The sequence below is a fragment of the Pseudomonas khavaziana genome (assembly GCF_019145205.1).
GTDB classification, from domain to species: domain Bacteria; phylum Pseudomonadota; class Gammaproteobacteria; order Pseudomonadales; family Pseudomonadaceae; genus Aquipseudomonas; species Aquipseudomonas khavaziana.
Genome location: NZ_JAHSTT010000003.1, coordinates 360,074 through 382,992 on the forward strand (window position 1 = coordinate 360,074; position 22,919 = coordinate 382,992).

21 protein-coding genes and 1 pseudogene are annotated in these 22,919 nt (G+C 62.1%); 4 read left to right on the forward strand and 18 right to left on the reverse strand.

Annotation, left to right across the window (positions count from 1 at the left end; translation table 11 throughout):
• The 12 genes from KVH01_RS09685 to KVH01_RS09740 are packed head-to-tail and all read right to left on the reverse strand — an operon-like array spanning position 1 to position 10,815.
• A complete protein-coding gene (locus tag KVH01_RS09685) occupies positions 1 to 2,313 on the reverse strand; it encodes an MMPL family transporter (protein ID WP_217881278.1) in 2,313 nt (770 codons plus the stop codon).
• Positions 2,303 to 2,986: an outer membrane lipoprotein carrier protein LolA gene (locus KVH01_RS09690; protein WP_217881279.1), complete on the reverse strand. Its 684-nt coding sequence runs from the start codon at positions 2,984 to 2,986 to the stop codon at positions 2,303 to 2,305. The genes KVH01_RS09685 and KVH01_RS09690 overlap by 11 nt, the downstream gene beginning before the upstream one ends.
• Positions 2,983 to 3,408: an acyl-CoA thioesterase gene (locus KVH01_RS09695; RefSeq protein WP_217881280.1), complete on the reverse strand. Its 426-nt coding sequence runs from the start codon at positions 3,406 to 3,408 to the stop codon at positions 2,983 to 2,985. The genes KVH01_RS09690 and KVH01_RS09695 overlap by 4 nt, the downstream gene beginning before the upstream one ends.
• On the reverse strand, positions 3,401 to 4,942 hold the full coding sequence (locus tag KVH01_RS09700; RefSeq protein ID WP_217881281.1) for an HAL/PAL/TAL family ammonia-lyase: 1,542 nt from the start codon (positions 4,940 to 4,942) through the stop codon (positions 3,401 to 3,403). Before KVH01_RS09700 ends, KVH01_RS09695 begins: the two co-directional genes overlap by 8 nt.
• Positions 4,926 to 5,861, reverse strand: coding sequence for an LpxL/LpxP family acyltransferase (locus tag KVH01_RS09705; RefSeq protein WP_217881282.1), 936 nt, complete (start codon positions 5,859 to 5,861; stop codon positions 4,926 to 4,928). The genes KVH01_RS09700 and KVH01_RS09705 overlap by 17 nt, the downstream gene beginning before the upstream one ends.
• Positions 5,858 to 6,592 (reverse strand): glycosyltransferase family 2 protein, encoded by a 735-nt coding sequence (locus KVH01_RS09710; protein WP_217881283.1) that lies wholly within the window; start codon positions 6,590 to 6,592, stop codon positions 5,858 to 5,860. Before KVH01_RS09710 ends, KVH01_RS09705 begins: the two co-directional genes overlap by 4 nt.
• Positions 6,585 to 8,255 (reverse strand): ApeI family dehydratase, encoded by a 1,671-nt coding sequence (locus KVH01_RS09715; RefSeq protein ID WP_217881284.1) that lies wholly within the window; start codon positions 8,253 to 8,255, stop codon positions 6,585 to 6,587. Before KVH01_RS09715 ends, KVH01_RS09710 begins: the two co-directional genes overlap by 8 nt.
• On the reverse strand, positions 8,252 to 8,797 hold the full coding sequence (locus tag KVH01_RS09720) for a COG4648 family protein (protein ID WP_057010676.1): 546 nt from the start codon (positions 8,795 to 8,797) through the stop codon (positions 8,252 to 8,254). The genes KVH01_RS09715 and KVH01_RS09720 overlap by 4 nt, the downstream gene beginning before the upstream one ends.
• Positions 8,794 to 9,048, reverse strand: coding sequence for an acyl carrier protein (locus KVH01_RS09725; protein ID WP_003209389.1), 255 nt, complete (start codon positions 9,046 to 9,048; stop codon positions 8,794 to 8,796). Before KVH01_RS09725 ends, KVH01_RS09720 begins: the two co-directional genes overlap by 4 nt.
• A gap of 9 nt (positions 9,049 to 9,057) precedes the next feature.
• Positions 9,058 to 9,327 carry a phosphopantetheine-binding protein gene (locus KVH01_RS09730; RefSeq protein ID WP_217881285.1) on the reverse strand — a complete coding sequence of 90 codons (270 nt, stop codon included), beginning with the start codon at positions 9,325 to 9,327 and terminating at the stop codon, positions 9,058 to 9,060.
• Positions 9,305 to 10,117, reverse strand: coding sequence for a lysophospholipid acyltransferase family protein (locus KVH01_RS09735; RefSeq protein WP_217881286.1), 813 nt, complete (start codon positions 10,115 to 10,117; stop codon positions 9,305 to 9,307). Before KVH01_RS09735 ends, KVH01_RS09730 begins: the two co-directional genes overlap by 23 nt.
• Entirely contained in the window at positions 10,093 to 10,815 is a 723-nt protein-coding gene (locus KVH01_RS09740) for a beta-ketoacyl synthase chain length factor (protein ID WP_043047210.1), read from the reverse strand. Before KVH01_RS09740 ends, KVH01_RS09735 begins: the two co-directional genes overlap by 25 nt.
• A 337-nt stretch (positions 10,816 to 11,152) precedes the next feature.
• Here KVH01_RS09740 and KVH01_RS09745 point away from each other — a divergent pair, with 337 nt between their 5' ends.
• Together KVH01_RS09745 and KVH01_RS09750 are read left to right on the forward strand one after the other, a co-directional pair.
• On the forward strand, positions 11,153 to 11,923 hold the full coding sequence (locus KVH01_RS09745) for a ParA family protein (protein ID WP_043047209.1): 771 nt from the start codon (positions 11,153 to 11,155) through the stop codon (positions 11,921 to 11,923).
• Between the two features lie 460 nt (positions 11,924 to 12,383).
• On the forward strand, positions 12,384 to 12,605 hold the full coding sequence (locus KVH01_RS09750; protein WP_217881287.1) for a DUF6124 family protein: 222 nt from the start codon (positions 12,384 to 12,386) through the stop codon (positions 12,603 to 12,605).
• A 131-nt stretch (positions 12,606 to 12,736) separates the two neighbouring features.
• On the opposite strand, the gene trxC is transcribed toward KVH01_RS09750, so the two are convergent.
• Positions 12,737 to 13,171 (reverse strand): thioredoxin TrxC, encoded by a 435-nt coding sequence (gene trxC, locus KVH01_RS09755; RefSeq protein ID WP_043047207.1) that lies wholly within the window; start codon positions 13,169 to 13,171, stop codon positions 12,737 to 12,739.
• 222 nt (positions 13,172 to 13,393) lie between these two features.
• Between trxC and KVH01_RS09760 the strand changes: the two genes are divergently transcribed.
• Positions 13,394 to 13,690, forward strand: coding sequence for a type II toxin-antitoxin system HigB family toxin (locus KVH01_RS09760; protein ID WP_217881288.1), 297 nt, complete (start codon positions 13,394 to 13,396; stop codon positions 13,688 to 13,690).
• A complete protein-coding gene (locus KVH01_RS09765) occupies positions 13,687 to 14,088 on the forward strand; it encodes a helix-turn-helix domain-containing protein (RefSeq protein ID WP_217881289.1) in 402 nt (133 codons plus the stop codon). Before KVH01_RS09760 ends, KVH01_RS09765 begins: the two co-directional genes overlap by 4 nt.
• Before the next feature lie 4 nt (positions 14,089 to 14,092).
• Here the strand turns inward: KVH01_RS09765 and selO are convergent, their stop codons facing one another.
• From selO to KVH01_RS30560, 5 genes and pseudogenes are all read right to left on the reverse strand, one after another.
• Positions 14,093 to 15,556: a protein adenylyltransferase SelO gene (gene selO, locus KVH01_RS09770; protein WP_217881290.1), complete on the reverse strand. Its 1,464-nt coding sequence runs from the start codon at positions 15,554 to 15,556 to the stop codon at positions 14,093 to 14,095.
• Positions 15,557 to 15,604: 48 nt separating this feature from the next.
• A complete protein-coding gene (gene mscK, locus KVH01_RS09775) occupies positions 15,605 to 18,988 on the reverse strand; it encodes a mechanosensitive channel MscK (RefSeq protein WP_217881291.1) in 3,384 nt (1,127 codons plus the stop codon).
• Positions 18,989 to 19,036: 48 nt separating this feature from the next.
• Complete coding sequence (locus KVH01_RS09780; protein ID WP_005784108.1) at positions 19,037 to 20,779, reverse strand: potassium/proton antiporter; 1,743 nt, start codon at positions 20,777 to 20,779, stop codon at positions 19,037 to 19,039.
• A gap of 256 nt (positions 20,780 to 21,035) precedes the next feature.
• Positions 21,036 to 21,908: a methyl-accepting chemotaxis protein gene (locus KVH01_RS30555; RefSeq protein WP_404822041.1), complete on the reverse strand. Its 873-nt coding sequence runs from the start codon at positions 21,906 to 21,908 to the stop codon at positions 21,036 to 21,038.
• Between the two features lie 30 nt (positions 21,909 to 21,938).
• Positions 21,939 to 22,715 (reverse strand): annotated as a pseudogene (locus KVH01_RS30560) (MCP four helix bundle domain-containing protein); the annotation flags it as partial.
• Positions 22,716 to 22,919 lie beyond the last annotated feature (204 nt).

Below are 22,919 nucleotides of genomic sequence, written 5' to 3' on the forward strand. Positions count from 1 at the left end.
TCATAAGGTGTGTTTCTGCTGTCCGGCCCAGGGCGCCAGCATAAAGCTGAACGCCAGGCCCAGGCTGACCGACAGGCCGAAATTACTGACCGCCGGTGTACTTGAGACCGCCAGCAGGCCGAACGACAACCAGGTCGTCAGCGCTGCCAGCAGTGTGCCCAACAGGCTGACGGCCGGGCCGCCGATCTGCTCGCGCATCAAAATCGCATAGTCAACGCTGATGGCCGTCACCAGCAACAAGCCGAACAGGCTGAACAGGGTCAGCGGCTGGCCCAGCCAACCGAGGCTGGCCAGGCTGCACAGCGCGGCCAGCAGCGGCAGGGCGACGATACGCAAGGCACCGCCGAAACCGAAGGGGGCAATCAGCAACAGCACAATCAGCACGCAAGACATCAACTTCAATTCGGCGGCGCTGATTTGCGTGTCGGCAAACACCCGGTTCAAGTCGCCCAGGCGATCGACCAATTGCACACCGGGCAAGTCCAGCGCCTGCACCCGCAGCAGCGCCGGGTTGTTCAAGCCTTGCAGGCTGACCATGGCTGCCACGCCGCCGTCGACCGGGCCGAGCCACAGCGTACGCCAGGGTTCGGCCAGCGGCCCTTGCAACGCGGCGTCGATGTCGGTGATGGGCAGCGCCTGCAACTGCGCGACTTCGGCTTGCAGGGCGCTGGCGGGTACGCCGAGGTCCAGCAGCGGCTGCCAGTGTTGCGGCAGTTTGTTCAGCGCATCCCGCAGTTGTTGCTGTTCGTCCGCCAGGCTCACCAGCTGATTGAGCGCCAGGTAACCCTCGAGCTTGTCCATATTCACTAACTGATCCAGGCGTTTGCCCAGGGCGGCTTGGCGTTCCAGCAACTGCTGCTGATTGTCGGCCCGCACCAGGAAAAACTGGCTGGTGGGCTGGAACCCGGTGATGCGCGCTACGGCCTGGGCTTCCTGGAGCAATTGCGGCGGCGCGCCTATCCATTGGCGGATATCGTTCTTGCTATTCAGTTGCCACAGGCCCCCGGCGCAGAACAACAGTACCCACACCAGCAGCACCGAACCGGGCACGTGCTTGATCAGCGCCGTACGCATCTGCCACAGACTGTCGGCGATACGCAGCGGCCATTGCGCCGGGCGCAGTTCCACACCCTTGAGCAACGCCGGCAACAGGCACACGGCGCACAAATAAGCACCGACCAGCCCGGCGGCGGAGAACACCGCGATTTGCGTCAGCGCCGGGAACGGCGTCCAGGCCAGCGCCAGGTAGCCGATGCAACTGGTCGCCAGGCTCAGGCTCAGCCCCGGCAGGGTCAGGCGCAACGCCGGCCAACTGCGCCAAGGTTGCAGGCTCCAGCTTTTGGACAGGTAGTGCAGTGGGTAATCCACCGCCACGCCGATCAGGCTGGAACCCAGCACCAGGGTCATCACATGCATATGCCCGAACAGCGCCACGCAGGCCACCGCGCCAAACAGCATGCCCACCAGCACCGGCACAAACGCCAGCAATACGCGCCAGCGTCGGAATGCCAGCAGCAGCAACAGCAGGATGCCGACGGTCGCACCGCCGCCGACCCAGGTGATTTCCCGGGTGGCCTGCCGTTGCCCGTTGGCGGCATAGAGCAAGCCGCTGGCGGCCAGCAGCTGCGCGCCATGCTCGCCGGCTTGTGCGCGACTGGCCTGGAGCAGGTCCGCCACTTGCAGCGGCAAGTGCATATCGAAGGCATTGCCGGTAGTGCGCGCCCGCAGCAGTACCCAGCTTTTGCCATCGGCGTCGGCGATCAAGGCGCCGCTGCCGATATCCAGCTGCACCGAGCCGTGTTGCGGCTGACTGTTCTGGATGCGCCCGGTCAGGCCCAGCCAGTCGTCCTGGCTGGGCACCAGGCTGAAGCCGGTGAACGGGTCGAACAGCGCTTGTACCCGCTGCTGGATAAAGGCGTCGGGTTGCTCGATCAGTTGCTCACGGTCCTTGGCCGAGAGCATCGACAAACGTCCGCGCAGCAGTTGCTCGCGCAACGCCGGCAGGTCGGCTTGCAGGTTCCACTGTACTTTTTCAAACAAGCCGCTGGCCTGCCAACGCTCGCCCAATTGTTGTGCCACAGCCAGTGCTTGCTGGCGGTCGGCATGCCCCACCAGCACCAGCATTTCGCGGTTGAGCGGCTCCTGCATGCGCTGTTCGGCTTGCTGTTCAAGGGCGTCCGGCGTGCTGCCGGGCACCAGCTCCATCAGGTTGGCCGACAGCGGCGCGCCATGACGCCACTGCCAGCCGGCCAGGGCCAGCACGGCCACCAGCAGGATCAGGAACAGACGCGGCAGCAAACGCTCACTGGGCAAAGTCGTGTTGCTCCGCTGCGCTCAAGGGCTGGCTGGCCGTGCTGTCCTGCATGCGCAGCACGGTGCTGTCGCCCTGGGTTTCCAGCAGTTCGATGGTGTGCACCAGCTCGCCGCCGTCGATGTTGATCCGGGTGAACACTTGCTTGAGCAGCAGCGAACGCGGAGTCAGCGTGAGCTTCCATTGCTGGGCCTGGCCTTGCAGTTGCAGTTCGAAGTCACGTTGCAAGCCGCTGCTGTCGCCCTGCAGCACCGCGAGGAACAAGCGATTCTGCTCGGCACCGGCGCTCTTGTTCGGCAGCGGTTGCCAGCCGTTGGCGTCACGCCGGGCAATGCCTTGGGCGTTGATGCGGTAGTCCTGTTGCAGTGGGGTTTTGAGCAGCCACAGCAGGCCGTGATCCTTGGCGAGCACGAAGGTGCCTTTGCTGACGAGCGGCTGGGGCAGGGCGCGCAGGTGTTTTTCCTGGGTAAAGCTGCCGTGGATGACGGAGGGTTTGGCGAGCTGATCGCTCAACTGCTGCAGGTCAAAAGCATGGGCGCTGAAGCTCAGCAACAACGCTGCCACTGTAGGAGCGAGCTTGCTCGCGAAAAACCTGAGGGCGCCACAGGGTGTCAGGTGGCCCGGGTTTTTATGGGCGATCTTCGCGAGCAAGCTCGCTCCTACAGGGGATTTCATTTCAGGGCCCTTTCGACGGCGTCGGTGAATACTTTGGGCGAGGCCAGCTGCATCTCGCGACTGGCGATTTCTACCGCCACCTGCACGGTGCTGGCGCGGGTCAAGCGCTCGCCGCTGGCCAGGTCGGTAATCAGGTAGTTCACCTTCAAACGGTTCTCCCATTCCACCAGGCTGGCGCGCACATTGAGGGTCTGGCCGAAGATGGCGCCACGCACATAGCGTAGCTGCATGTCGATTACCGGCCAGGCGTAGCCGGACTCCAGCATCGCCGTGTAGTTATGGCCGAGCTTGTCCAGCAACGCACAGCGCGCCACTTCCAGATACTTCACGTAATGCCCGTGCCACACCACGTGCATGGTGTCGATATCGAAAAACGGCACGAGGATTTGCGTGTCGCTGTGCAACACGCCGGGGCTACGCATGCAGCCTCCAGTGTTGTTCGGCGATGCGTTGCAGGCACAGGCGCAGTTCGCTTTCCAGGGCGCGGTCTTCGATGACCGGCGGGAAGTCCTGGGCCAGTTCTGCGTGCATCGCGGCCAATGCCGGTGGCAGCGGTCGTGCATCCTCGGCCTGCGCGCGCAGCCACACGCCCTGGTTGGCAGCGAGCAGGGTAGCGGCGGCGACCTGCTCGGTCAGCTCCAGCACACGGATGGCATCGCGGGCGGCGATGGTGCCCATGCTGACCTTGTCCTGGTTGTGGCACTCGGTGGAACGCGAGAACACGCTGGCCGGCATGGTGTTTTTCAGCGCTTCGGCCGTCCAGGCGCTGGTGCCGATCTGCACGGCCTTGAAGCCGTGGTTGATCATCGCGCGATCAGCCGGGGCGCCTGACAGGTTGCTCGGCAGACCGTGGTTGTAACGTACGTCTACCAACAACGCGAGTTGGCGGTCGAGCAGGTCGGCAACGTTGGCCACCAGGGTCTTGAGGCTGTCCATCGCAAAGGCTATATGCCCGCCGTAGAAATGCCCACCGTGCAGCACGCGTTCTGCTTCGGCGTCGATGATCGGGTTGTCGTTGGCGCTGTTGAGCTCGATCTCGATAAATGAGCGCAGCCAGTTCAGGCTGTCGGCCAGCACGCCGAGCACGTGGGGGGCGCAACGCAAGGAGTAGCGATCCTGCAGGCGATGCAATGGCGCCGTTGGCGCATCAATCGCCAGGTCGTTGCGCAGCCAAGCGGCGACCTGCATTTGCCCCGGGTGCGGCTTGGCGGCGAACAGGCGCTCGTCGAAGTGCTCCGGGTTGCCTTGCAGCGCAACTACATTCAGCGCGGTGATGCGCGTGGCCAGGTGCAGCAGGTAGTCGGCGCGGGCGAAGGCCAGGCAGGCCAGGCCGGTCATTACTGCTGTGCCGTTCATCAAGGCCAAGGCTTCCTTGGGGCGCAGCACTAAAGGCTCCCAGCCCAGTTCGCGGTGCACATCGGCCGCCTGGCGGCGTTCGCCACGAAACAGCACTTCGCGTTCGCCGGACAAGGTCGCGGCCACGTAGGACAACGGCGTCAAGTCGCCGCTGGCACCCACCGAACCCTCTTCCGGGATCAGCGGCAGTACGTCGTGTTCGAGGAAGGCGTGCAGGCGCTCCAGCAGTTCCACGCGCACCCCGGACACCCCGTGGCACAGCGACTGCAAACGCGCCGCCAGTACGGCGCGAGTAGCCTGGGCATCAAGCAATTTGCCCAGGCCGCATCCGTGAAAGGTGTACAGATGACGCGGCAAGGCTTCGACGTGTTCCAGCGGCACCGCCACCACGCAGGAGTCGCCGTAGCCGGTGGTCACGCCGTAGATCACACCTTCCTTGTCCAGCAGCGAGTCGAGGAACTGCGCGCCTTTGGCAATGCGCTGGCGATAGGCAGCATCACCCTGCAATTGCGTGGGCACCTGACGGTTGGCCAGGGCCAGCACGTCTTCGATGCGCAAGGGGCGTTCGCCAAAGGTTACCGGCTCAAGATGCGTCGTCATCGGTCTTCCAGAAAGGGTAAAAGTTGAACCATTGTTGGGGCGCTTGCAGGCAGAACTGGCCCAGGCGTGCGGCGTAGCGTGCAGTCCACTCGGCAATCACTTGCTCGCGGGTGCTGCGCTTCCATTCGATCAACGGCGCGAAAGGCTCGATGGTCAGGCGATAGCGACCTTGGTGTTTGAGGCACATCAGCAGGTTTACCGGGCATTTGAGCAGGCCGGCCAGCAGCCACGGGCCTTGGGGGAAGGCGGCGGCATGGCCGAGGAAGTCCACGCGCACCGTGCGCCCGCCGTGCAGCGGTATGCGGTCGCCGGCAATCGCAAGCCACTCGCCGTCGTCCAGGCGCTGGCTGAGCAGCAGCATGGTGGCCGGGTCCAGCTCGCTGACCTGGATCAGGCGCAAATGGGTGGCGCCGGCTTCGCCCAACAGGCGGTTGAAACGCTCGGCGTGCTTGGTGTGCACCAACACGTTCATGGTGACCTGTTCACCGATTTCCGCGAGGGCGCGGCACACTTCGAGGTTGCCCAGATGCGCGCCCACCAGCATCTGCCCGCGTTCGCCACGCAGTTGCCCGCGCAATTGCGCCGGGTCGTCGATGTCGATCTGCTCCAGGCTTAGCTTGCCGTTCCACACATCGAGCTTGTCCAGCAGCGAATCGGCGAAGGCCATGAACTGGCCGAAGACTTTCCTGTGGGTGGGGCGTAGCTCATTGCGCCCACTCCATTCGGCCAGGCGCTGCTGGTATTGCCAGGCGCTGTGGCGGGCGGTGCGACCGAACAGGAAGAAGTAAAAAACGATGCTGTACAGCAATGGGCTCAGCAGGCGACGGCCGAGGATTTTTGCCGCGATCGCCGTGAACTTCATCAGCCAGAAGCTGCCACGCTCCTCGCGGTCGGCCCAGTGCTTGGTGCTGTCGCTCATGCCTGCCACCGTCGCCACAGGATCATCGGCGCACGCACCAACATGCCGAAAAACAAGCGCGTGTGCATGGCGCTGATGCGAACGTTGTCGCGAAACAAGCGAAAGTGCGACAAGCCGTCGGCCGGGTAGTGCACCTGGGTCGGCAGCCAGCGCATCGGTTGGTTGCGCCAGGCCAGGCGCACCAGGATGTCGGAGTCGAAATCCATGTGCGTGCCGATGTAGGCCGAGTCCATCAGCGCCAGGGTCGGCGCCAGCGGGTACACGCGAAAGCCGCACATCGAGTCGCGGATCTCAAGCGACAGGGTGTTGATCCACACCCATACGTGGGTCAGGTAGCGCGCATACAAGCGGCCTTTGGGCACGCTGTCGTCGTATTCGGGGTAGCCGCAGATGATCGCGTTGGGGTGCCGGCGGGAGGTGTCGATAAAGGTCTCGACTTCACGCAAGTCATGCTGGCCGTCGGCATCCACTTGCAGCGCGTGGGTGTAGCCCAGGCTCGCCGCCTCCCGGAAACCGGCCATGACCGCGCCGCCTTTGCCCTGGTTGCTGGGCAGGGTCAGCAGGGTGACGCTGTCCAGGGTCGCCAGTTGCGCCAGTACCGCTGCGCAGGCCGGGCTGCTGCCGTCGTCGACCAGCAGGCAGGGCAGGCCGCTGTCGAGCAGGCTGCGGACCACTGTGGGCACGGCGGCTTCGTGGTTGTAGACCGGGATCAGGGCACATGGGTTATGCATGTGCAGCCTCCAGCACTATCCGTCCGCTGGAACAGGCGGCGACACCGTTGCGGTAGGCGAAGTACAGTTTTCGGCGTTCCCGGTCATAGCGCAGGTGCAGTTCGATACGGTCGCCTGGGCGCACCAGCTGCTGGAACTTGAGCACTTCCATCCCGGCGAATGTGCCCGGCAAATCCAGCAGCTGCTGGCCCAGGTTGAACGCCCATTCCACCTGCACCACGCCTGGCAACACGGGCGTTACCGGGAAGTGCCCGCTGAAATAGACCAGGTCCGGCGGAACGCTCAGTTGCACGGTCCATTCACCGTCGGCTTCGACCTGCTCCAGCACTTCAGGGGCTTTTGGCCGGGGAGCCAGCAGAAGTGTTTCGATATCGGCCTGGGGCAGCTTGCCCTGGCTGTTCAGCGGCAATTGGCGCAGCAATCGCCAGCGCCGGGGCAGGGCCAGGGCTTCGCAGTGTTGGCCCAGGTGCTGGCGCAGGGTTTGGGTAAGCGTGCGCCGGCCCTGATTGCGCAGGGCATGCAGGCCTGCCGCGCTGAGTACCACCAGGGCACCGAGGGAGGCGCGGTTTTCCTGCACCACGCCCAGGCGGGTTTCGGCAACCCAGGGGTGGGTCATCAGCGCTTGTTCCAGCATCGGCAAGGAGATGCGTTTTTCTTCCAGCTTGACGATGCGGTCCAGGCGGCCCAGCAATTCGAAACGGCCATCGGCATGGATGCGTGCGGCGTCGGCGGTTTGCTCCACATGCCCTTCGGGCAGGTATTTTGATGCGATGCGCAGCGCGCCGGCGGCATCCTGGCTCAGTTGCACATCGGCAAACGGCTGCCAGGGTTGCGCGCCCTGGCGCCAGGCGATGCCGCCGGTTTCCGAGCTGCCGAGAATTTCCGTCGGCCATTGCTGCAAGCGGTCGTATAGGCTGCCGGCGGCTTCAACCGGCAACGCACCGCCGGAGGAAAACACCCGCGCTACTCGGCTCAGCGCCGGCCAGTCAAGGTTGTCGCCCATGCGCTTGAGCAGCGCCGGGCTGGCGACCCAGGCAAATCGGGGGTATTCGCGGCTGGCGCGTTGCATGTCTTCGGGGAATGCCAGTTGTTTGCGCACAAAGAGGCGACCTGCGCACAGCGGCCACAACACGCGAAACAGCAAGCCGTAGATGTGCTGGGTCGCGACGCTGCCGATGATGCAGGCGTCTTTGAGGTCCGCGCCCCACAGGGCTTCCAGCGCCTGGACTTCATTGGCCAGTTGGCGCAGGGATTTGTCGATGCGCTTGGGCTCGCCGCTGGAGCCGGAGGTGCACAGGCTCAGTTGGCAACTGTCCAGATCAAGCACCGCGGGGCTCAGTGGCATCTGGTACAGCGCCTCGAGGTCAGCGGCTTCGGTCAGCCAGGCGTCGACGGCAGGCGCCCAGCGTTGGCGGGTCTGGGGTTGCAGGTCGGCGGGCAGCAGCACGCTGGCACCGGCGCGCCAGGCGCCCAGCACGGCAATCGCCAGGACGCCCGCGTCTTCGAGGTACACGGCCAGGCGCCGGATGCCTCGCGCCTGCAGGCCGGCCGCCAGGCGCAGGGACGCCTCCAACAGCTGGGCGTGATTCATGTCAGGCTCGGTGGTGACCCGGCGCTGTTGCAGCGGCTCAAGCAACAAGTGCTCAAGTTTCAACCCATTCATACGCGGCCCCGAACCCTTTGTCGTACCAGCCATTCCACGGCAAACAACAGCGCCATCAGCCCGTAGGCGATCAAGCCGTTGTACAACGTCCACCAGCTCAGCGGCGCCCACAGCGTGAGCGCGGCAGCGAGCAAGCCATTACACAGAAAAAATGCACTCCACACGACGGTGACCTGGCGGGTATACACAATTGCCTTCGGCGGCAGCTGCGGGTCAGTCATGCGTGCCAGGCGTTCGACCATCGGCGGGCCGTATTTCAGGCTCAGGCCGAACAGCGCCAACATGAACGCGCTGACCAGGCTGGGGTACCAACGCAGCCACTGCGGGTTATCAAACCAGGCCAGCAGCAGGCAGAACAGGATCACCGTCGCGGCCATCGCCCGGCTGCCCGGGCGCCGCGCAGCCGTCAGGGCGCGCAGCAGCCACAAGCTGCCCAGCAACAAGCCGAACTGCCACGGCGCAAAGTGCTCGGTGCCGTAATACACAGCGAAGGGGTACAGCAGCCCCGCCAACAACAGGCCAAGGCCGATCAGCCGGCTCATGCGGCGGGCTGGACCAGACGGTACACCGCCTCAACCACGTCGTTCACAGTGCGTACGGCCTTGAACTCTTCGGCGGCGATCTTCTTGCCGGTCTGGCGCTTGATGTGGTCGATCAGGTCCACGGCGTCGATGCTGTCGATTTCCAGGTCCTGGTACAGGTTGGCGTCAAGCGTGACGCGTTCAGGTTCCAGCTCAAACAGTTCCACCAAGGCGTCGCGCAGGGTGTTGAAAATATCGTCACGAGTTTGCATGGTACGGTCTCAAGCTGCCTGTCGGGCCGTGACGAACGCCGCAAGGCTGGCCACGTTGGTGAAATGATTGCGGGTGTCCTTGGCGTCGGCATCGATCTTGATGCCGTAGGTTTTCTGGATCGCCAGGCCCAATTCCAGGGCGTCGACCGAGTCCAGTCCCAGGCCTTCGCCGAACAGGGTCTGGTCGCTGCCGATATCGTCGGCGCTGATGTCTTCCAGGCCCAGGGCCTCGATGATCAGCTCTTTTATGTCGTGCTCAAGGCGGTGTTGGTCGCTCATCTTCGGCGAGCTCCTTAATGAAATAGTGATGCAAGTAATCGTTGAGCTTGCGTGAAGCCTGGGGCGCGGGGCCGAGCGCGGCAAACGCTTGTGGCTCTATATCGGCCCCAACGCGCAAACTGAAGTGGAATCGACGTTTGGGAATGCGATACCAGGGTTCGGCCTTGGTCAGGGTGGTGGGGCTGACCTTGATCACCACCGGGGTGATGATTGTCGCACCGCGCAGGGCAATGGCTGCGCCACCGCGATGAAAGGCAGGCGCCGCGCCGGGCGTGGTGCGGGTGCCTTCGGGAAAGATGATCAGGGTCTGGCCGGCGCGCAGGGCGTCGGCAGCCGCGTCGAGCATGTCGGCGCTGCCGTCGTTGCTGATATAGCCGGCATCGCGCACCGGGCCGCGGGTGAACGGGTTCTGGAACAGGCTCTGCTTGACCACGCAGTTGGTCTGGCGCATCAGGCCGATCAGGAACACCACGTCGATCAGCGACGGGTGGTTGGCGACGATCATTTGCCCGGGGCGCCCAAGCTTGTCGGCGCCCTCGACGCTGAACGTGAGGATGCCCAGGGATTTCATCAAGCGGATAAAGAACCAGAACAGGCAACTGATGGTGTGGCGTGCGCGCCGCTGGTGCTGCGTGGCGTCGCCCGGCAGACAACTGAGCAGCGGAAACACCAGCAAACGCAGGCACAGCCCGCCCACGCCGAACACGAAAAAACTCGCGGCGGTGGCGAACAGGCGCCAGTAGTAGGCGTCCCGGGGCTTGTCGGTCAGGGCTTGCGTTGCCAGTTCCATACGCGGTTCTTCCAGGCATGTTGGCAGGCACCCTGTTCGGTCAACAGGGTGCGCAGCAGGTTCAGGGCGTGGGGCCACTGGGCGATGGTGGAGGGTTGGACAGTGCCGGTGGTGAGTTCCAGCTGCCACTCGTCGCCCGGGGTCAGCAACAGGCCGAGGGCATAAGGGAATGGCACGTCATCGATCCAACCGGCGTAGGCTTCGGGCGGCTGTTCTTCGGTGATCACCAGCAGCACCGCCGGGGCCCCTTCATTGAGCAGTGCGGCGGCTTCGAGCAGGCCATGCTCCAGGCCATCGCCTGCGGCGGCGAGGGCGGTCATTTCAGTGGTTTCATTGCGCAGGATCGACCACAGGCCGATCACTGCGTTGTGCACCGACAGGCTGAACTGGGTCGGCGACAGCGGCTGGTCGTTGGCCAGGTCGGTCAGAATATCGAAAGTGCGCGGGGTTTCGCCGTGCCGGGAGATAAACACCAGGGGCAAATCCTGCAAGCCCTCGGCCAATGGCCAGCCCACACTGAAGGCCATGCGCGCCAGGCGGCTGAGGCGGCGGCGTTGCATCGCTGGCAAAAATGACACATCCGGCGAGGCTTCACTGACAGGCAGCAACACCGGGGCCCGGCACCAGGCGTGCCAGTCGTCCGCAGTCTCCAGGCCAGGAGCCCAGGCGCGCCATTGGGCGATGTTGAAGTTGATCACTGAGAAGTTATCCCGCCCCTGCGGGCTTCCATGTGCGGCCGGTAGCCCCGAATACCGGGACAGGCAGCGATGGCCGAATGGCGCGCATTATCCCGGTGCCGTGGGGTTCTAGCAAATATTGGTGAAAATTTGTTCACTGTTGATCACAAATAAGTTGGAAGAATTTACAGATTGTCGGGGATCCATGAACGAGCGGGATTGTCGGAGCCTTCCTATTCATTTGTGAGACAGATGCCGCGCTCGTGGTGTTATGCAGCTACACATGGATGAAGGAGGTAGCTAACAGGCGCTTTTGCGCTCTACACTCGGGCATTCATTGATACACGGAGGTTTTTCCATGCGGCGTGTGGTGTTCAATCAGAAGGGCGGCGTTGGCAAGTCCAGCATCGCCTGCAACCTGGCGGCCGTCAGCGCCAGCGAAGGTTACCGGACCCTGTTGGTGGACCTCGATGCGCAAGCCAACTCGACCCAGTATCTCACCGGCTTGACCGGCGACGATATTCCCATGGGGATCGCCGACTTTTTCAAGCAAACCCTGTCTTCCGGGCCGTTTTCGAAGAAGAACAAGGTGGATATCTACGAAACGCCGTTCGACAACCTGCACGTGATCACCGCCACCGCCGAGCTGGCAGACCTGCAGCCCAAGCTCGAAGCCAAGCACAAGATCAACAAGTTGCGAAAGCTGCTGGATGAGTTGAGCGAGGATTACGACCGGATTTATCTCGATACCCCACCCGCGCTGAACTTCTATGCGGTTTCGGCGCTGATTGCCGCTGATCGTGTGTTGATTCCCTTCGATTGCGACAGCTTTTCGCGCCAGGCACTGTATGGCCTGCTGGCGGAAATCGAAGAGCTCAAGGACGACCATAATGAAGGCCTGGAAGTGGAAGGCATTGTGGTCAACCAGTTTCAGGCCCGGGCGAGCCTGCCGCAGCAGATCCTGGATGAACTGATTGCCGAAGGTTTGCCGGTGCTGCCGGTGTACCTGGCCAGCTCGGTGCGTATGCGTGAGTCGCACCAGGAGAGCAAGCCGCTGATCCACCTCGATCCACGGCACAAGCTGACCCAGCAGTTTGTGCAATTGCACAACCTCCTGGAAAACGCCTGATCTCAAGTGCCACACAGATCCAATGTGGGAGGGGGCTTGCTCCCGATGGCGGTGTGCCAGCCAGCTTATCTGTCGCTGACCAGCCGCTATCGGGAGCAAGCCCCCTCCCACATTTGGATGGTATTCCAATGAATCGTCCCACAGAGGCTGTAGGACCAGTCTGGCATTGGGGCTTGTGCCTTGTAACCTTGCCTACAGCTACGCCAGAATCCACCGGCTTGTGCGTCTGGATGGGCGTCTCTAAGGTTTGCCGGTCGCTGAATGTTCAGTGATCGGGTTTAGTAGCCCGTGGTGAGACGTACGGCAAATCGTCATCAGGATCTTCCTGGATTTGATGGTGGCTGTACGGAGGGCGCTTTCGAGCGCGCCGGTTGCGTCTCCCCGGTCTACTAACCTGCGTACAGCTGCCACCCTCCGTTTAGTAGCGGCAGGTTGCGGCTCCTCTACTCGGAGACGATCCATGGTTAACCTTTATACCGTTACACCCAACCTCCCCACCGAAGCGCTCGTGCTCAACAGCTACGAAACCTTCTCCTCCGGGCGCACGCTATTACTCAACTTGTCCAACGACCTCACTGGCGAACACCGCGACGTGGCTCTGGCCATTCACCAATTAAGCGAACTGGGCGTCATGCTGGTCGCCCAGATGATGGACCGCGAAGCCCCACTGCCCCAAAGCTGAAACACGTTCAAAAATGTGGGAGGGGGCTTGCTCCCGATGGCAATGTATCAGTCACCTGATAAGTTGACTGGCCCACTGCTATCGGGAGCAAGCCCCCTCCCACACTGTCCAGCGGTGTTCTGAAGGGGTGGTTATACGCCCTGGCTACGCAACCAGCTCATCAACTGCGGCAACGGGAATGCCCCACTCTGGCGCGCCACTTCGCGGCCGTTCTTGAACAGAATCAAACTGGGAATCGAACGAATCCCCAACTGCGCCGACAGCTGCTGATTAGCCTCACTGTCCAGCTTCGCCAACCGGCACTTGCCTTCAAGCTGTCCGGCGGCCTGCTCGAATACCGGCGCAAACGACTTGCACGGCCCGCACCAGTCGGCCCACACATCGACCAAGAGCGGCAGGTCGCCCTTGATCTGGCTGGTGTAGTCGCCTTGTTTCAATTCAAAGGGCTTGTTCAACAACACCGGCTGCTTGCAACGCCCGCACTTGGGCGCATCACCCAGGCGTTCGCCTGGGATGCGGTTGAGACCGTTGCAATGGGGGCAGGGGATTACAAGTGGTTCGGACATCGGAGGCTCCTGGAGTCTGGCCAATAGGTGTATTTGGTGCCGGGAGTGGGGTTTATCAAGGTTAGATACAGCGACTTATTCGCTCACATTTTCGCCCGCTCCGGGATGATTCGCGTGGCTAGGCTTTTTGCTGTGCGCCACCGGTCTGTTTGCGGCTATAGCAAATTGCGATAGTTCGAATTCAGGCTTAACCTTCATAGCAAGATGCGATAAGGACGTTGCATGCGAGTCATCAGTGAAAGCAGGATCTGGGAAGCAAAGGGAAAATGGCCGCGCTCGGCAACGGCCCTGGATCAGTGGTATCGCGTGATCAAGCGCAACGCCCCCAGGGACTTCGCTGCGATGAAAGCCATGTTTCCCGCCACGGACAGGGTAGGTGAATTTCATGTGTTTGATATTGGCGGTAACAAGCTGAGGTTGATCGCATCGGTGCAGTATCGAATGCAGCGCGTTTACATCAAGCACCTGCTTGACCATCGCGATTATGAGAAGGACAAATGGAAGGAAAAAATCAGATGAGCGCACTTATGCGAGTGGCGGCAGAGCACTGGCAATTCGTTTCACCTGTGCTGCGCAAGCCGGAAAACGAGGCAGACTACGACGCACTGGTGTGCGGTTTGGATGAGTTGTTGAGCATGGTGGGTGAAGACGAGGACAGCCCACTGATGAGCCTGGTCGATATTCTGAGCGACTGGATCGAAGCTTATGATCGCGAGCATCGCCCAATGCCCGTCGCCAGCGGGGTCGATGTGCTGCGCTACATGATGCGCGAGCACAACCTCACCCAGAGCGACCTTCCGGGGGTTGGGGCGCAATCAGTCGTCTCTGAGGTATTGAGCGGAAAACGCCAGCTCAACGTGCGCCAGATTCGTTGGCTGGCCGAGCGTTTTGGGGTGTCTGTGGAGACCTTTATCTAAGAGGTCAAGACGAACAACTAATCTCCAAATGCTTGCCCCAATCCGGCGGCCGCTGCGCGTATTGCTCCATCCCCGCTTGTTCCTCAAACGGCTTGGAAAGCACCTCATGCAGCCGTCGCACTTCGCTGTAGTCCCCCGCCTCGGCGGCGGCGATGGCGTTTTGGGCCAGGTAGTTGCGCAGGATGTACAGCGGGTTCACCGCATGCATGCGCTCACGGCGCTGTTCCTGGCTGTCATCCCCATCTCGCGCAACACGAGCTTTGTATAGCTCGGCCCAGGCATCGAACCCGGCCAGGTCGACAAAGTCATCGCGCAACCGCTTCACTGCAAGCTCCGCGGACTCATCGCCCAGGCGCCGGAAGAACAGCGTGTAGTCCACGCCACTGTTCTGCATCAGCTTGAGCAAGCCCTCCACCAGCTTCTGGTCATCGTCTTCGGCGGTGATCAGCCCCAGCCGGCGGCGCATCAGGTCCAGGTAGTGGGCCTGGTAGAACGGCAAGTACAGGCCAAGCGCTTCTTTCAAGGCGTCAACGCTGATAAACGGCGTAAGCGCCTGGGCCAGCGCGCTGAGGTTCCACTGCCCGATCGGCACCTGGTTACTGAATGAGTAACGGCCCTCATGATCGGAATGGTTGCAGATGAAGTGCGCATCAAAGTCGTCAAGGAACGCAAACGGCCCGAAGTCGAAGGTGATGCCCAGGATCGACATGTTGTCGGTGTTCATCACCCCGTGGCAAAAGCCATACGCCTGCCATTTGGCGATCATCTCGGCATTGCGCTCGACGATTTCGCGGAACATCGCCAGGTACGGCTCAGGCTGCTCGCGGCATTCGGGGTAGTGCAGGTTCAGCACGTGCTCGGCCAGCTCGGCCTGCTGTTCGGGTTTCTTGGTGTAGTAGAAGTATTCGAAATGCCCGAAGCGGATATGGCTCTGGGCCAGGCGCAGAACCATGGCGCCGCGTTCCTGTTTTTCACGCCATACCGGGGTGCTCGAGCCGATCACGCACAGGGCGCGGCTGCTGGGGATGCCCAGCGCATGCAGGGCTTCGGAGGCGAGGAATTCACGAATCGAAGAGCGCAACACCGCACGCCCGTCGCCCATGCGTGAATAAGGCGTCATCCCGGCGCCCTTGAGGTGCAGGTCCCAATGCTCGCCGGCCTGGTTGTACACCTCGCCCAGCAGCAGCCCGCGGCCGTCGCCCAATTGTGGGGTGTAGCCGCCGAACTGATGCCCGGAATAGACCATCGCCCGCGGTTCTGCCTCGGCCCACAGCTTGTGGCCGCCAAACAGTTCGGCAAATACCGATGTTTCGGCCACGGCCGGGTCGAGGTCCAGCAGGGCCATGGCGGCCTTGCTTGCTACTACCAGGCGCGGTTCGTCCAGCGGCTCTGGCAATACGTGGGTTGAGAACGCGTCGCCCAGGCGTGCGAAGCGGTTGTCGAAGGTCAGTTCGTCGAGGGCTTTCACCGGCCATCTCCAGCAGAATGTCCGAGCATTCTGCTGGGGATAGGGCGTTTAGTCGAGTTTGCTCGGTGGCGGCTCCGGCGCATCCACCACTTTGCCCGCGGGTGGCTCCGGTGCGTCGGGCTTATCGAGGGGCTCGGCAATGGTCTTGCGCTCATCGTCGGCCGGCACCAGTTTGTACTCCTGACCGTGGAGGTTTTTCAGGTAGATCTCCATTTGCCTGAACGAGATGTTGATGTGCTGTTTCTTGAACTCACGGTTGATAAAGCGGTTGACCTCATCCAGCACCGGGTTGCGATCGCCGAGGTCGCGTACGTGCATGCGCAGTTCGTGGTCCAGGGTGCTTTCGCCGAAGTTCAGGAAGTACACATGGGGTTCGGGCTCTTTCAGTACCCGTGGGTTTTCCCGTGCGGCCTTCAGTAACAATTCCTTCACCAGGTCCAGGTCCGAGCCGTAGTCCACCCCGAGTTTGAGGGTCACCCGAGTGATGGTGTCTGTCAGCGACCAGTTGATCAGTTGTCCGGTAATGAAGGTCTTGTTCGGGACAATGATGTCCTTGTTGTCGAAGTCGGTGATGGTGGTGGCGCGAATGCGGATCTTGCTCACCGTCCCCGACAGGTTGCCGATGGTGATGGTGTCACCGATGCGTACCGGGCGTTCGAACAGGATCATGATGCCGGAGATGAAGTTGGCGAAGATCTCCTGCATGCCGAAACCGAGGCCCACCGACAGCGCGGCCACCAGCCATTGCAACTTGTCCCAGCTCACACCGAGGGTAGAGAGCGTGGTCACAAAGCCCACGCCGGCAATGATGTAGGACAGCAAGGTGGTGGTGGCGTAGGCGCTGCCCTGGGCCAGGTCCAGCTTGGACAGCACCAGCACTTCCAGCAGGCCGGGCAGGTTGCGTGCCAGGGCGAAGGTGATGCCGATGATGATCGAAGCACCGAGCAGGTCACCGATGCTGATGGGCACCATGCTGATATTCGCACCGGTACCGCTGGTGTATTCGTACAGGGTGACGTTATCCAGGTAGGAAAATACCGAGATCAGGTCCGACCACACCCAGTACAACGCCGCGATAAAGCCGCCGAGCAGGGCCAGGCGGATCAGGCGCAAGGATTGTTCATTGACCTTTTCGATATCCAGTATTGGCTCTTCCACCACGGCCTCGCCTTCACCGGCGTCCTTGGCGGCCTGGCGTTTAGCCAGCGCCCGGGCGTAGGCCAGGCGCCGGGCGGCGACGCTCAGCCAACGTACAAAGGTGGCCTCGATCACCAGCCAGAGCATCAGCAAGTACAGGGTGTTGATCAGCCTGTCGCTGAGTTTCAGTGCGGTGTAGTAGTAGCCAAAGCACACGGCAATAAACAGCGCCACCGGCAGGGCGGTGAACAGCAGCCCGATGGCCTTGCGAAACAGCGAGGCTTTTTCGTGGGTTGGGCTGTTGAGCAGCAGGCGGCTCAGCAACCATGCCATCAGCGCATAGCAGGTGAGCACCACGGCGATGCCCAGCACGTCTTCGGCCAGTGCCGCCGGCTGGTGCTCGGCAATCGCAACCACGGCCACCAAGGCCAATACCACCAGGCCGAGCTTGCGCACCCAGCCTTGCAGGAACTCGACCTGGGGCTTTTCCCAGCGAAAGTGCAGTTCGGCTACGCCGCCCGGTGCCAGAATCCGGTAGGCGGTGTAGAACACCAGCCACGCCTGGGCGATCTGCAGCAGGGCCGAACCCAGGTTGGCGTTTTGCCCGCGGGCATCGATCTGCAGGGCATAGCCGCACAGCGCCAGGCCAAGGGATACCGGCATTGCCAGCAGAATATTGATCAGGATCGCCTGCGGCGTATGCCACTGGCTGTCACGCTTGAAGTGACCGATGTCCAGATGGACCTTGTTGAGGCGCTGATATAACGCCTTGCGCCGCCACAACAGCGCGCCGATCAACAGCAGCAGCGGCAGGAACAGCAACGGGCGCTGGGTCAGGCCGTCATACAGTTCGCTGACACTGGACGCCCAGGGTAGGGTGGCGACTTGCTTGCTCAGGTGCGCCGGCACAGTTTCCAGCCATTCGGTGTCCAGCGGCTTGTTGCTCGGGATCCAGAACATTTGCTCATCAAGCGTGGCGCGCAGGGTCGTGGCGGTGCTGAGCAGTTGTTTCTGGTTCAGTTGCAGGGTGATGGATTCGTTAAGCAGTGCACTCAGCTCGCGGCCCAGGCGTTCGAGCAAGTCACTGCGGGTGATGGCCAGCTCCAGCAAGGTGCGACGCAGTTGTGGGGTGACCTCGTCCGGCGGCTGGTCGGCCAGCAGCTTATCCACATAGGCGCTGGGGGAGCTGATCAATTCGCGCTGCTGATTGACCTCGAACTGGTACAGGCGAATGTTGGCGATATCGTCGGCCAGGTCGCGGTCCACGGTAAGGCGTGGCAGGGCCTGTTTCTGTTTATACAGAATCTTGGACAGCAGCAGGCTGCCCTTGAGCACGTTGATCTGCTCGTCCAGGGCCGAATCGCTTTGGTTGACCGTGTCCAGTTGCTGCTTGGTCTGCAGGTTCTTCTGGGTCAGGTCATTGAGACGGTCGGTGCTCTTGAGCAGGTAGTCGGAGAGCTTGAGGTTATCTGCGCTTTCCTTGGCAAGGATGCTACTGCCGCCGGCTTTCTGCGCTTCGATGGACTGTTGGGTCACGGTTTGCTGGGACTGGGCCAGGCGTTTCTGGTTGATCAGGGTTTGCAGGTCCTGGATTTCCTGTTCCAGGCGCAGGGTTTTTTCCTGGATCAGGTCATGCTGGCTGTTGCCGAGGTCTTGCAGCTGGCTGTTGCCGGCCAATTCCTGGCGACGCAGTGGGATCAGTGCATTCAGGGCCGCCAGCTCGGCGTTCAGCTGGTTGCGCTGGTCGCCACTGAGGGCCTTGCCGTTGTCTTTGCCGAGCTTGAGCGTGGCGTTGATCTGCTGGATGCGCGTCTGGCTGCTGCTGATTTCGGTTTGGGCGCGCTCGGGGCGGGTCTGGGCAGCGATGGTCAGGCTGTTGGCCTCGGCCAGCTCTTTTTGCAGGTCGCCTTGCTGGGTGCTGCGTTGTACCAGCAATTGCTCGAGCTGCGGCACCGGCAGGGTGGCGTAGCGTTGGGCCACCGGGATGACCTTGGTGGCCTTGAGTCGGGTCAGCTCACGCTGGTTCTCGGTGGTCTGGCGCGGTGCCTCTTCCAGCTGGCGCTTGAGGTCGGCCAGGCGCTGTTCGTAATCCTGCTTGTTGCCCAGGTAGGTCAGGGTCTGCTGCAGGATCGCCTGCAACGCCTTCATGTCGGCGTCGGGCAGCTTGCGATCGGGCAGTTTATCCAGGTTTTGCTGGATGGCGTCGGCGCTGGGCGGATCGGCGGCGTGTACGCTGCCGACACAAAGGGTCAGGCCCAGCAGGGCAGTGGCGAGAAAAGTGCGCAGGGTTGGCATAGAGACCGGTCTTGCAAGGTGAAGAATCGGGGCGTTATTGCCCGCAGTTTAGAGGAAGAGTCCGGGGCCCGGGCGACTTCCTTCGGGGAATCTGACGCCGACTTTGCCAATCTTGTTCCCGTCCATGACCGCGACGGTCCAGATGGTGTTGTTCCATTCCACCTGGTCGCCCACCACCGGTGCGCCGCCGACCTTCTGGGTAATGAAGCGGCTCAATGGCATGTCTGGGTCGATACCCTCCAGCTTGAGCCCGTACAGGGCTGAAACCGCGCCCAGCTGGGCGTCGCCTTCGAGCACGAAGTCGCCGAAGAAGCGCAGATCGAGGCCGCGCTGCGGTGCCTGGCTGAACAGTTTGCCCAGGGCCGGCAGGTTGTGTTCATGGCCGATTACACAGAGCAGATCGTCGACTTCAAGCACCGTACTACCCGACGGATGGAGCAGTTGCTGGCCCCGGAACAGCGCGGCGATGCGCGTGCCTTCGGGCATTTTCAGCTCGCGCAGGGCTGCACCGATGCACCACTTCTCCGCGCCCAGGCGGTAGACGAACAGCTCCCACTCGCTGGTGACGTGCACTTCCAAGGCTGCGCGAGAAATCGGCGCCGGGTCCGGCGGTACGGTGACTTTGAGCAACTTGGCCACCCACGGCAGGCTGGTGCCCTGCACCAGCAGCGAGACCAATACGATAAAGAACGCCAGGTTGAAGTACAGCTGTGCATGGGGCAGGCCGGCCATCAGCGGGAACACCGCGAGAATGATCGGCACCGCGCCGCGCAGGCCGACCCAGGCGATAAAGGCTTTTTCGCGACCGTGGAAGGCCTTGAACGGTAACAGGCCGACCATCACCGACAACGGCCGCGCAAACAGGATCATCCACAGCGCCAGGCCCAGGGCCGGCAAGGCGATGGGCAGCAGGTCATGGGGTGTGACCAAAAGGCCCAGCACCAGGAACATGCCGATCTGCGCCAGCCAGGCCATGCCATCGAGCATGTGCAAAATGCCATGGCGGCTGCGCACCGGGCGGTTGCCGATCACCAGGCCGCACAGGTACACGGCGAGAAAGCCGCTGCCGTGCAGGGCGTTGGTCAAGGCGAAGACGAACAGGCCGCCGGCAATCACCAGGATCGGGTAGAGGCCGTTGGCCAGGTTGATACGGTTGACCAGCTGCAGCATCAGCCAGCCGCCGCCCAGGCCTACCAGGCCACCGATGCCGAATTCGCGGATAAGGTGCGTCAGCAAGCTCCAGTGCAGGCCGGTCTGGCCGCTGGCGAGCATGTCGATCAGAGTGACGGTGAGAAACACAGCCATCGGGTCGTTGCTGCCGGATTCGATTTCCAGGCTGGCGCTGACCCGTTCGTTGAGACCCTTGCCGCCCAGCAGCGAGAACACCGCTGCGGCGTCCGTGGAGCCGACGATGGCGCCAATCAGCAAGCCCTGGATGATATTGAGGTCGAACAGCCAGGCCGCGGCCATGCCCGTGAGACCGGTGGTAATCAACACCCCCACCGTGGCCAGGGACAAGGCTGGCCACAGTGCCACGCGGAAACTTGCCACCCGGGTGCGCAAACCGCCGTCGAGCAGGATCACAGCCAGGGCAAGGTTGCCCACCAGGTAGGCAGTCGGGTAGTTATCGAAAATGATGCCGCCGCCATCGACGCCGGCGGTCATGCCCACGGCCAGGATGATCACCAGGATCGGGATACCCAGACGGGACGAAAGGGAGCTCACCAGAATGCTCGCACTCACCAGCAACGCGCCGATCAAGAACAGGCTGTTGATGGTCGTCGCATTCAAAGGCAGTACTCCAGAGCAGGGAAGACGGGGCGCAAACTGACCATGCAGTCTGCGTGCCAGGGATTCTAACCTGTTGAATTGCTGCGCTGTCAAAAAGCTTTTTCTGATTTGCGCAAAAGCAAATGTGCGAAGGGGGCTTGCCCCCGATAGCGGTGGGTCAGCCACAGATATGTTGACTGATATACCGCAATCGGGAGCAAGTCGAGTCGTCGCACCGCCCCTCCCACATTCAAAGCATTTTAAAGAGTGCAGTCAGTTAGAGACGGAAGCGGCCTACCATCCCGTTCAGGTCCACTGCCAGGCGTGACAATTCACTGCTCGCGGCGCTGGTCTGGCCGGCGCCCGTAGCGGATTGCACCGACAGATCACGAATGTTCACCAGGTTGCGATCCACTTCCCGCGCCACCTGGGCCTGTTCTTCCGCCGCGCTGGCGATGACGAGGTTGCGCTCGTTGATCTCGACAATCGCGGTGTTGATGGTATCCAGCGACATGCCCGCGCCTTTGGCGATGTTCAGCGTCGATTCGGCCCGCTCGGTGCTGTTGCGCATCGAATCCACCGCATGCTCGGTACCCGTCTGGATGCTGCCGATCATGCGCTCGATCTCGCTGGTGGACTGCTGGGTGCGGTGGGCCAGGGCCCGCACTTCATCGGCCACTACGGCGAAACCGCGCCCGGCTTCCCCGGCCCGTGCGGCTTCAATTGCCGCGTTCAGGGCCAGCAGGTTGGTCTGGTCGGCCAGGCCGCGAATCACGTCGAGCACCTTGCCGATATCCCGCGATTCATTGGCCAGGTCGCCGATCAAGGAGGCGGTGGCTTGTACATCGGCGCTCATGCGTTCGATGGCACTGACGGTTTCCTGCACCAGGTCACGACCGTCACCGGCGGAGGTGGTGGCGTTGCGCGAGGCCTCGGACGTGCTGACCGCATTGCGGGCAACTTCTTCCACGGCGCTGGTCATCTCGTTGACGGCGGTGGCGGCTTGTTCGATTTCATTGTTTTGCTGGGTCAGGCCACGGGCGCTTTCGTCAGTGACGGCGTTCAGTTCCTCGGCAGCGGAGGCCAGTTGCGTGGCGGAGCCGGCGATGCGCTGCAGGGTATCGCGCAGCTTGTTTTGCATCTTGGCCATGGCGGCCAGCAGGCGGCCGGCTTCGTCGTTACCGTCCACGGTAATCGGACGCGTCAGGTTGCCTTCGGCGACTTCTTCCGCCGCTTCAAGGGCGCGGGCGATGGGCAGGGTGATGCTGCGGGTCAGCAACCAGGCAAACAGTACTGTCAGCGCCGTGGCAACCACCAGCAGGCCCACTACCAGGTTAAAAGCCAGGTCGTATTGGTCCTTGGCTTGCTGGTTGGTGTCATTGGCCATCGTATTGTTGATTTCCAGCAAGCGGTTGAGCACCGCGTTGACTTGCTCGGAGTTGTTCAGCAGCTCGGTGTTAAGCAGGGTGCGCAACTCGTCAGTCTGGTTGGCGCGCGACAGGCTCTTCATGCGCTCTTCAATCTGGTGATACTGGCCCAGCAGGCGCACGTACTCATTGTAGGTAGAACGCTCTTCGCTGCTTTCGATCAGTTTCTCGTAGACGCCCTGGGCGGTATGGATCTGCTGGTTGCGCACATCGAAGGCTTCCAGGGTTTTTTGCTGAACATCAGGCTCGCGGTTGGTCAGCAAACGGTACGACAACACGCGCAAGCGCAGGGTCAGCTGGGTGAACTCGTCAAGGGCACGAATGCTGGGCACGCTGGCCGAGGTGATGTCTTCGGTGGCTGCGCGAATCTTGCTCATCTGGTTGAGCGCGAACACACCGAGCAACAACATCAGGGCGCCAATAAACGCGAAGCCGAGGAAGGCCCTCGGAGCGATATTCATATTACGAAGTGACATGCTGGAATCCTGGGGGAAAGCGCGATCCATGCGGCCGTGAGACGAGGTGTGCATCCGCTATCGGCCATGCGACTAAAGTCTTAAAGGGCTGCGCGTTTTTGTCGCACCTGACGAGGGGTTGGACGGATTCAGGAACCAGATCGGGTAAATGCAGTCACTAAGGCTCGAAAGTGCGGCCCGACCCCTGAATAATCGGGCTGCACGCCGGGGATAACCCTGGCATCCGAGGTGAATTTTCTTTATCGTCACCGCCCTTTT